General features: G+C 63.5%; 9 protein-coding genes and 1 pseudogene (1 of these 10 cut by a window edge). 3 read left to right on the forward strand and 7 right to left on the reverse strand.

Translation table 11 applies throughout. The features are described 5' to 3' along the window. From larA to H5T60_06300, 5 genes and pseudogenes are all read right to left on the reverse strand, one after another. Window positions 1-378 (reverse strand): annotated as a pseudogene (larA, locus tag H5T60_06280) (nickel-dependent lactate racemase); it reaches 1,044 nt to the left of the window's first position. Window positions 379-733: 355 nt separating this feature from the next. Further along, window positions 734-1,660 (reverse strand): sugar phosphate isomerase/epimerase, encoded by a 927-nt coding sequence (locus H5T60_06285; protein MBC7242035.1) that lies wholly within the window; start codon window positions 1,658-1,660, stop codon window positions 734-736. A gap of 35 nt (window positions 1,661-1,695) precedes the next feature. Further along, on the reverse strand, window positions 1,696-2,079 hold the full coding sequence (locus tag H5T60_06290; GenBank protein ID MBC7242036.1) for a hypothetical protein: 384 nt from the start codon (window positions 2,077-2,079) through the stop codon (window positions 1,696-1,698). Between the two features lie 50 nt (window positions 2,080-2,129). Continuing rightward, a complete protein-coding gene (locus H5T60_06295; GenBank protein ID MBC7242037.1) occupies window positions 2,130-3,158 on the reverse strand; it encodes a PrsW family intramembrane metalloprotease in 1,029 nt (342 codons plus the stop codon). A 3-nt stretch (window positions 3,159-3,161) separates the two neighbouring features. Then, entirely contained in the window at window positions 3,162-4,301 is a 1,140-nt protein-coding gene (locus H5T60_06300; protein ID MBC7242038.1) for a DUF362 domain-containing protein, read from the reverse strand. 371 nt (window positions 4,302-4,672) lie between these two features. On the opposite strand from H5T60_06300, the gene H5T60_06305 reads away from it, so the two are divergent. The 3 genes from H5T60_06305 (at window position 4,673) to H5T60_06315 (ending at window position 6,143) form a co-directional block, all read left to right on the forward strand. Further along, window positions 4,673-5,500: an FTR1 family protein gene (locus H5T60_06305; protein ID MBC7242039.1), complete on the forward strand. Its 828-nt coding sequence runs from the start codon at window positions 4,673-4,675 to the stop codon at window positions 5,498-5,500. A gap of 164 nt (window positions 5,501-5,664) precedes the next feature. Next, window positions 5,665-5,910 carry a hypothetical protein gene (locus H5T60_06310; GenBank protein MBC7242040.1) on the forward strand — a complete coding sequence of 82 codons (246 nt, stop codon included), beginning with the start codon at window positions 5,665-5,667 and terminating at the stop codon, window positions 5,908-5,910. A gap of 26 nt (window positions 5,911-5,936) precedes the next feature. Beyond that, window positions 5,937-6,143: a zinc ribbon domain-containing protein gene (locus tag H5T60_06315; GenBank protein ID MBC7242041.1), complete on the forward strand. Its 207-nt coding sequence runs from the start codon at window positions 5,937-5,939 to the stop codon at window positions 6,141-6,143. 130 nt (window positions 6,144-6,273) lie between these two features. Here the strand turns inward: H5T60_06315 and H5T60_06320 are convergent, their stop codons facing one another. Together H5T60_06320 and H5T60_06325 are read right to left on the reverse strand one after the other, a co-directional pair. Next, on the reverse strand, window positions 6,274-7,845 hold the full coding sequence (locus tag H5T60_06320; GenBank protein MBC7242042.1) for a zinc carboxypeptidase: 1,572 nt from the start codon (window positions 7,843-7,845) through the stop codon (window positions 6,274-6,276). A 28-nt stretch (window positions 7,846-7,873) separates the two neighbouring features. After that, on the reverse strand, window positions 7,874-8,821 hold the full coding sequence (locus tag H5T60_06325; GenBank protein ID MBC7242043.1) for an NAD-binding protein: 948 nt from the start codon (window positions 8,819-8,821) through the stop codon (window positions 7,874-7,876). Window positions 8,822-9,129 lie beyond the last annotated feature (308 nt).

Genomic DNA, 9,129 nt, shown 5'->3' on the forward strand with positions numbered 1-9,129 from the left:
GATGGGATAGCGGGAGATGACCTCCTTGCCCAGCATGTGCTCCAGCTCCTCCGGGGAGTTCGGCCGGTGCGTGCCCAGCGCGTTGATGAGGATGGTTTCCCCTGCGCCGGCAGATTCGATCTCCTCCAGCAGGACCGGCAGGACGCGGTCATTGGGCATGGGGCGGGTGATGTCGCTGAAGACGACCGCCACGCGAGCGCCGGCGGGGATGATCTCGCGCAGAGGCGGACAGCCGATCGGATGCCGCATAGCATCCAGCAGTGCCGTCCGCTCGTCTGGCAGGCCGGGCGTCTCCACCGGCGTGATCACCTGCACCGGCACATCGTCCGGCAGGTCAATCTCCAGTTCTCCGCGCCCATAGGCGATTGCCACACGCATAGTTTTCCTCCCGGCCTGAGGACACAGCCCACGGCCGTTGCGCTATCATTCAAGGTACTATTCTACAAGTTGGAGATAGTGTGCTCATGAGTCGAGTGACCCCATCCCCGAACCCCTTCCCCGCCGGCGGGGAAGGGGCCAGGGGGTAGGGGTGATACCCCTGGCCCCCTCTACTATAGGGGTCCAAGGGAGCTTTCACTGAAACTCATCTTCAAACCCTGGCGCGATCGCGAGCCAGGCCCTTTCTCCCCCACTATTCTACCATGCTCTGCGGGAGAGACAAACAGGTGACACAAACAGGTGACAGTCACCATACAGGTGACTGTCACCTGAAGTGCCACCGGGAACGACTAAGCTACAGCTCCAGCCGGCTCCAGGCCTCGCGCCACACGCGCTTGGTATTCGCCAGGACCACCTCCGAAAGCTCTCCCTTCATCGGCTTCACCTCAAAGGCCACGACGGGCAGGTCTCCCTTCGGATGTTCCTGGAGATACCCCACCTGGAACAGCGCTTTCAGGAAAGCTGTCAGCTCAGGAACATCGTTCTCGCCGTCGGGGATGCCGAAGCGCGGATGCTGGTCGCCGTAGGAAGGATGGTTCGGGTTGCGCAGTTGGCAGTTGCCCACGTGCACGTGCACCAGGTGCGGCTTCAGGATGGACAGCCCTTCCAGCGCGTCCTCGCGGAGCTGAGGGACGTGGCTCAAGTCATACATCAGGCCGAAGTTGTCGTACTGCGCTTTCACCCGCTCGGCATAGCGCGCCGCCAACCGCGCCGGCCCAATCAGAGCGCGCTTCTCCACGTCATAATCGAAGGTCTCGCAGATCAGGAACACGCCCTTGCGTTTGCCGTACTCGCACAGCTCCAGCGTGGAATCCACCAACAGGTCCAGGGCGCGCTCGCGCTGGGCCTCGCCGGGGTCCTTGCCGCTCAAGAACGCCACCCGCCCGATGCCCAGCTCGACCGCTTCATCAATGGCCGCCCTCATCAGGTCCACCGCTTTGCTCCGTTCCGCCTCCTCGGGATGGTTCAGGTCCAGCTTGTTCGTGAGGAGCATGGGCTGGGCGCCGAAGCCCAGGGCCATGTGCGAGGCGGCGAGGATGCCGGCCGCCTGCCGGCGCGCCTCCGGGTCCGCGATATGGGTGATCTCCATGGCGCCGAAGAAGTCATCCGCGGCGATTTTCGTGATGGTCTCCACCACCGACCCCTCCCCGCGCATCACTTCGGGGAATATCATGAACTGCACGATGCCCACCTTGCAAATGCCATCCCAGCCCCTGTCCATGGCGTCCTCCTGTGAAAATATTGTCCCCGTGCCTGTCAAGACCGTTCTTCCAGGCGTTCCACCCGCACGCTGACACTGCCGCGCAGTTTGCGGAACACGGTCGGGTCATCCACGATGCGGCCGAAGACGTTGACCGGGCTGGCCGGCCGGATCTCGTTCCCCAGGCTGGCCGGCGTCGGCCCATAGAAGATGCAGAAGGCGTTCCCCGGCGGCCAGTATCCCAGATCGCCCAGCTCGACCACTTCCTTCGCGTCCCTGGCCTGCGGCAGATGTACGGGGATGGAGAAGTAGATTTCATCGCCCCAGGTGCTCCCCCTTGCCTCCAGCGGCAGGGCGTTCCAGATCGCATCGGCGGTCGGGGAATCGTTCAGCTCGGCGGTCACGCTGATGCCGCCGGCAGTGATCCTGATCTTGCGCATCGCATCCTCCTTTCGTTCAGCATACCGTATACCGAATTTACCGGGGAATGTTACCCCAAATCGGTGGAACAGGCAAACGCATCCTGCAGGGCGATCAGCTCCTGGCGCAGGCGGGCAATCGCTTCCTCCAGCTTCGGCGAGCGGTCGCCGGCGCGGTACTGCGCCTTCTTAAAGGCCAGCTCCGTCGCCAGCCGGCGCAGTTCGACCATCTTGCTGACCCGGATGCCGGCCACGCAGGCCAGCTTGCCCATGCGCCGGGCCACGCCGGCCCGCCGGCGGATGAGCATGGCATATCCTTCCTCGTTCAGGCTGACCCCGATCTCATCCTTCAGCTCTTCGGCGATCCAGCGTTTCTCCTGGCTCAGCGCCAGCACCACAATCACCGCCACCAGGAGGATACCGGCCGTATTATTGGCCAGGCTCAGGACCAGCGCGACTGGGACGGCCTGCACCAGGGTGGCGCCGAAATTATGCACGGCGTGGAAAGCGATGGCGCCGGCTAATGCGGCCAGCACGACCAGCCGGCCGGCGGCCCGGTTCGGTGCATTGCGGGCATAGCCAAAGCCGGCGCCGGTGATGGCGGTGAACACGGCGTGGGTGAACCCGAAGATCCCCACCCGCAAAACCGCCGTGATCGCCAAGGAGGAGAAACCGCCCTCCCCAAAGCTTCCCAGCAGGTAAAAGAAGTGCTCGGTCATGGCGAAGCCAAAGCCGATGAGCGCGCCGTAAATGACGCCGTCCAGCACGTCATCGAACTCCGCCCGGAACAGCGTCAGCAGGCCCCACAGCGCCAGCGCCTTGACCACTTCCTCCACCACCGGCGCGATCAGGCTGGCCTCCACGAAAGCGGTCAGGAGCGTCGTGCCGGCTAACTGCCACGACAGGCCGAGGACAAACTCAAAGATGAGGGAGATGATGACTGCCGGCATGGCACCCCACAGGAAGGCCGCCGCCAGCAGCCAGGCCGGCTCCTTCTCGTAGCGGTCCAGCCAGCGAATCAGCAGGATGTACAGGAAGGTCGGTACTGCCGCCGCCAGAAAGGCCGCGATAGCCGCCGCCAGCCACTGGGCACTGTCCATGGTTCAGACCCCCTTCCCCTTTTGCCGCCGGCGGTGTACATACGTCGCCAGGGTCAGCAGTAGTACCGAGGCCAGGCCGCCGGCGGCCAGCGCCGCCGTGCGGGTGTCCATGCCGGGCATGGTCACTTCGCCACTGCCGTAGGACTGGAAGAGCCGGCCCCACTTGGTCTGCAGGGCCGCTTCCACCCTGGGCCGGCCTACCCGTGGGTACCAGTAGACGTCGTAATACAGTTTGGAAGCGAAAAAGGACCACGGCGCCAGCGGCGTGCGGAGCAGTAGCCCCTCGAGCGGCTTGAGCGGTCCCTGATAGATGACCTTCTGGCCGCGGCTGGCCAGGGTATCCTCCAGCACAAAGCCCCAGTCCTCCCCCGAGATATCATATCCTACCACCTCGATGTCGCGGGGGTCGCCCACCCCCAATCCCATTTCATGGGCGATGCGGATGAAGGGGATGGACATGGGGTCGAAGCCCTGGAGCTTGGCGGATATGGCATCGATCGCCACCTGGTCGGCAGAGGCGAGGATGATATCTTTCTCGTGCCAGCGCATGGCGCGGGGGCCGGCCCCGTCGCCGGCGAACGTCCCATCCATGACAGCGAAGAGGCCGGCATGAATCTCTTGCTGGATGGAAAGCAGGTCCACCAGCGTCTCGTGAATGACCCCATGGGTCCAGTGTCGTTTCTCGCCCAGCAGGCCGCCGAAGGCGTTCTTCATCGCCCCGCTGATGGTGGTGAAGACGTGGGTTTTCACCGTGGGCAGATGAATCATATTGCGGCCGATGAACAGCTCCGGGATATAGATGCCCTCGGGGAAGATTTTGTCCAGCACCAGCATGGGCGATTTAGGGGTGTAGTGCACCCAGGCGACGTGCGGTTCGTACAGGTGCACGTTGCGGACGCCATAGGCGTCAATAATGTCCTTGTGTTTGTTATTGCGCTCGCCAATATAGGCGTCCACCACTGCGGTGCGGTTATGGGCGGCGATGAGGCCGGCGTATCCGTCGGCCAGCAGGGTGCGGATCACCCCTTCCAACTGCCAGGGCGCGGTGGAACAGGCCGGGTACCAGGTCTGCCAGGAGATGTTGACCTTGAGGATGGTCTCTGCGTCTTTGGGCAGGGCTTCCTCGTAGCCGGCCAGACGCATCAGGCGCGCGTAATCCTCTAGCACTGTCTGCGGCGAAGTTTTCAGCACCGCCACCTTGCCCCGACCGGGGAAGTTCTTCGGTATCAACGTTTTCCCTCCCTGTCGGCTGTGCCGCCGGCGCTTCTGCCTCCAAAGTATACCCGCGCTGTACAGGTTTTGGCAAGCGGCCCTGCGAAGTGGGTACTGGGGAGCGCATATACACCTTGACAAAGCAATTGCCAGATGGGCGGAAAATCGCGATACCATCTGCAAACTTGTCCCCTCGCATTATTGACAAATTTGGTTAATTAATTATAATCGTAATCAGGTTGGCATTGGTAAGTCCGCTACAGCAAGTCATTACACATAACCAACTGAATTTAGGGGGGACCATGATTGCGGCACTGCTGATTACTCTGCGCGAAGGGCTGGAGGCGGTTCTGATTGTGGGCATCGTGCTGAGCCTACTGTACCGTTTGGGGGCCAGAGATCGTGCTTTGGCGGTATGGGGCGGCACGGCGGCGGCTGTACTGGTCAGCGTAATTGCCGGCACCGCCCTTTTGATCCTTGGCTGGAGGCTAGAGGGCACTGCTGAAGAAATTTTCGAGGGCACTATCATGCTAATAGCGGCCGGATTGCTGACATGGATGATTTTCTGGATGCAGGGTCAAGGTTCGAAACTGCAACAGCATCTTGAGGAGGAGACTCGCATAGCGGCCCGGCACAACGGATGGTGGGGACTATTTGTATTGGCATTCATAGCAGTGGTGCGTGAGGGCATTGAGACCGCACTGTTCCTGACAGCGGCGGCATTTCAGGCCGACGGCCAGCAGGTAATCTTGGGAGGATTGCTCGGATTAGGAATTGCGATTGGGATCGGATGGTTGCTGTTTTCCGCCGGCAGGCGCATCAGCATTCGCCTCTTCTTCCAAGTGACCGGCATCCTGCTTCTTCTCGTAGCCGCAGGTCTGTTAGCGCATGGTGTCCATGAACTGCAGGAAGCCGGCCTTCTGCCGACCTTCATAGACACCCTCTGGAATATTAACCCAATATTGGATGAAAATGGCCCGCTCGGCTCTTTCCTGAAGGCCCTCTTCGGATATAACGGCAACCCATCATTGCTGGAGGTCATCGTATATACTCTATACCTTCTGGTCGTTGGGTATCGCGCCATCCGCGCTTGGGGTATTGAACCTGTGCGCAGTGCCCGCCGGATTTGACAATCCAGCCCCTCCCCGGTATAATAGTATGCGCTACCCTGGTAGGGTATATGACAAGGAGGCACAGCATGGTCTACACCTACATCACGGTTCTGGGCACACGCATGGAGGAAGTCTGTCAGTGGGGTTGAGCGCCGGCGCGGTCTTCGGAGGAGACCACCGCCATCGCCCGCCAATTCCTGAAGAATATCTATGGTGAAGAGGTGTCCGTCGAATTCCACGATGTGGACCAGCCGGATACCCGCCAGCGCTTCCAGCAGGTGCTGGAACAGGCACAGCGCCAGCGGCTCTCGTACCCGCTGGTGTTGGTGAACGGCCAACTGCGCGGCGCCGGCAACGTGGATGCCTATCAGCTCATCTTCCTGGCGGATGAGGACCGGCGCCGGCAGGGCCTGCCGGCCCGCTTCTAGCCCACCGCCATCCAGGAGGGACAGCTATGCCGATTTACGAATATCAGTGCGACGAGTGCCACGAGCGCTTCGAGAAGTTCGTCCAATCCATGCAGAACGCCGACAAAGGCGTGACCTGCCCGAAGTGCGGCTCCCAGCACGTGCATAAGGCGCTTTCCCTGTTCGGGGTGGGCGGCAGTAAGAGCAGTTCGGGCTTCTCCGCCGGCAGTTCCTGCAGTTCTGGCAGTACCTGAGGGGTCTCCTGGTAGGCGAAGCCGTGCGCTTCGCAGTGCATGGGAGCTCCATCCCAACCGAAAGTTACCCGTACTCCCTCCTTTCGCCTCGACCAACAGGGGGCCCAACGCTGGGCCCCCTGTTGGCGTTTCATGGGCTGGTCGCGGACTGGCGCTGCACAATGGGGAAATAGCCGGGCGGAGAGCCGGCAAAGTGCACCAGCACGGGCGGGGATTCGGCCGTATTCCCGCCGGCGTCATAGGCGCGCGCCCAGACCCGCGCGCTCCCCACCGCCGGCACATCCTCCCACACCAGCGCGAAAGGCGGCTCCTCATCCAGCCCCAGCGTCCGGCCATCCGCAATAAACTCCACCAGCGTGACCCCGATGTCATCGCCGGCATCCGCCGAGATGGGGAGCGGACCGGAGACGTATGCGCCGGCCGCCGGCGCGGTCAGCGCCACCTGCGGCGGGGTCAGGTCGCCCCCTTCTCCCACCACCTTGCGGGGATTGTCCGCCATGCGCAGGAGATACAGCACCGCCGGCCGATTGCGCGCCGTCTCCGCCGGGATGACGGTGCCGGGCGGATAGAACCCCGGGTTCGACGTACGGGGATACAGCTCAAGGGTGAAGGCGAAGATTCCCCGCGCCCCATACAGCCAGTCATCGGCGGTCCCATCGGCCAGGTATAACTGGCTGGCCTGTATGGCACGATAGCCGTTCAAATCGGCCATGGCCCCGGCCAGCCGGCGGAACGCCTCATAGTCCTGTGGGCGCATGTCGGCCGGCGGGGATTCGTACGTGTACCCATATGGCCAGAGGATCCATTCACCGTACGAATGCAGGCTGAGCGAGGCGGTGATGTTGGGGTGGGACTCGACGAAATCGCGCAGGGCCGCGCTTTCGGGTTCAGAGAAGGGCGCCGGCCCGCGGTAGGTCTCTTCCCATGGGGATGGGCTGGAGCCGCCACAGCATCCCCAGCGATAGCCGAAATTGCGGTTCAGGTCTACGCCGAAGGAGCCGCCGGGGTTGGGCCGGCGGTTCTTGCGCCAGAATCGGTAGTACCCGCTTTCCGTATCGTACACGTCGCCATCGGGATTGAGATCGGGGATAATCCATATCTCGCGCTGATGCACCAGGTTGGTGATCTCACCCGAGCGCCCATACCCTTCGATCAGCATATGGAGAATGTCCAGGGCCATCTCCGTGCTCAGGTGCTCCCGAGCGTGCGTCAGGGCAAAGATAAGCACCGCCGGCTCTGACCATTCATCCTCCTGGGCGCGGTCGCTGATCTTGAGGGCGTAGATGGGCCGGCCCTCCACGCTCCGGCGGATCACCTCCAGCCGGGCGATGTCGGGGTGCTGGGCCGCGAGCGCCTGCAGTTCCGCCTCGGTCTCGGCGAAGGAGTGATAGAGATCGTCCACCGGGATGGATTGGGCGCCGGCTTCCAGCACCTGGCAGAGGAAGCCGGCCTGCTCCAGCGCCCGTAGTTGGGCCGGCGTCAGGCGAGCCGTCACTCCCTGCAGGTCCACGGAGACGATATCCAGGCCCTGGCGGATGAGCTGGGTGCGGAGCTGTGGGGTGCCGGCGGTGATGTAGACGATCCACCGCTGGGGGCGGACGCCATCATCCGCGGACGAACGGGAAAGCCCCGAGGCCAGGGCGATCCACACTGCCAGCAGGAGCATCCAGGATACAGCCCGCCGGCGAGAAGGGGGATACATTGCGGAAACCTATCCGGCTGTCTGCCGGTTAATCGCAGTGATGGAGCGGCGCGCTATCTTCCGCCGGCTCGCTGGCGGCCACCCGCACCCCGGCCAGCTCCTCCAGCGCATGGATGAGCGTGCTGATGTTCTCGTCGCCGCGGCCGGCGCGCAGGATGGAATGGTATAATTGGGCCACCAGCGCCGTCCCAGGCAGGGGCACATGCGCATCGCTCGCCGTCTCCAGCGCGATCTCCAGGTCCTTGAGGTGCATCCAGGCCTTGAAGATGGGGTCATGCCGGCGCTGGAGGATTTTAGGCCCCTGCACATCCATCTGCCAGGAGCCGGCGGCCCCGCCGCGCATGGCCTCGTAGACCTTGGCCGGGTCCACGCCGGCGGCCTGCGCCAGCAGAAGGGACTCACACACCGCCTGCAGTTCCAGTGCCACGGCCACCTGATTGCAGGCCTTGGCGATCTGGCCGCTCCCGGGCCGTTCGCCGATGTGCACGATGGTTTTGCCCATGGCGCGCAGGATGGGGCGCACGCGTTCCAGGGCCTGCGCCGGCCCGCCCACCATGAACGTAAGGGTGCCGGATGTCGCTCCCTGCGGCCCACCCGTCACCGGCGCATCCAGCCAGTCCACCCCCAGGCCGGCGGCCTGCCCTGCCAGCTCCGCCGTGACCCGCGGGGAAATGGAACTGCAGTCAATGATGACACTGCCGCGCGCAATGCCCTCGAACAGGCCGTCGGGGCCGGCGGCGACCTGCCGTACATGCGGGGAATTGGGCAGCATCAGGATGATGACGCTCGCCCGCCCCGCCACTTCCCGCGGGGACCATGCCGGCTCGGCGCCCATGCCGGCCAGCTCATCCACCGGCGCCCGACTGCGGTTGTGCACCACCAGGGGATAGCCGGCGCGCAGGAGATTGCTCGCCATAGGCTTGCCCATGATGCCCAGCCCGATGAACCCGACAGTAGGCTTGTGCTCTGTCCCCATCGTTCGCCTCCCCAACGTCCTGCCGTCGTCCCATATCATAGCATGCCGGCCGCCATATCGCAAACACCCTGGACATAAGGGTGTGGAAAGAGCCGCATTGCCAAGGTCAGCCATACGCTTTCCCCTCTCCGCATGCGCGGGCGGGGGATAGTGCAAGCTCCTCTTGATCCTCCCGCCGGCGGGAGGATCAAGGGGAGCCCTCTGTTTAGGCGGCATTCGCCCCTGCAGTGACTGCCGCCGCCTGAGCTCGTCTTACCTTCCCTGTACGCCCTTGATCACCAGCGGCAGCCAGCCGCGTTGGGCCAGCG

The sequence above is a fragment of the Anaerolineae bacterium genome (assembly GCA_014360855.1).
Taxonomy (GTDB): Bacteria; Chloroflexota; Anaerolineae; order JACIWP01; family JACIWP01; genus JACIWP01.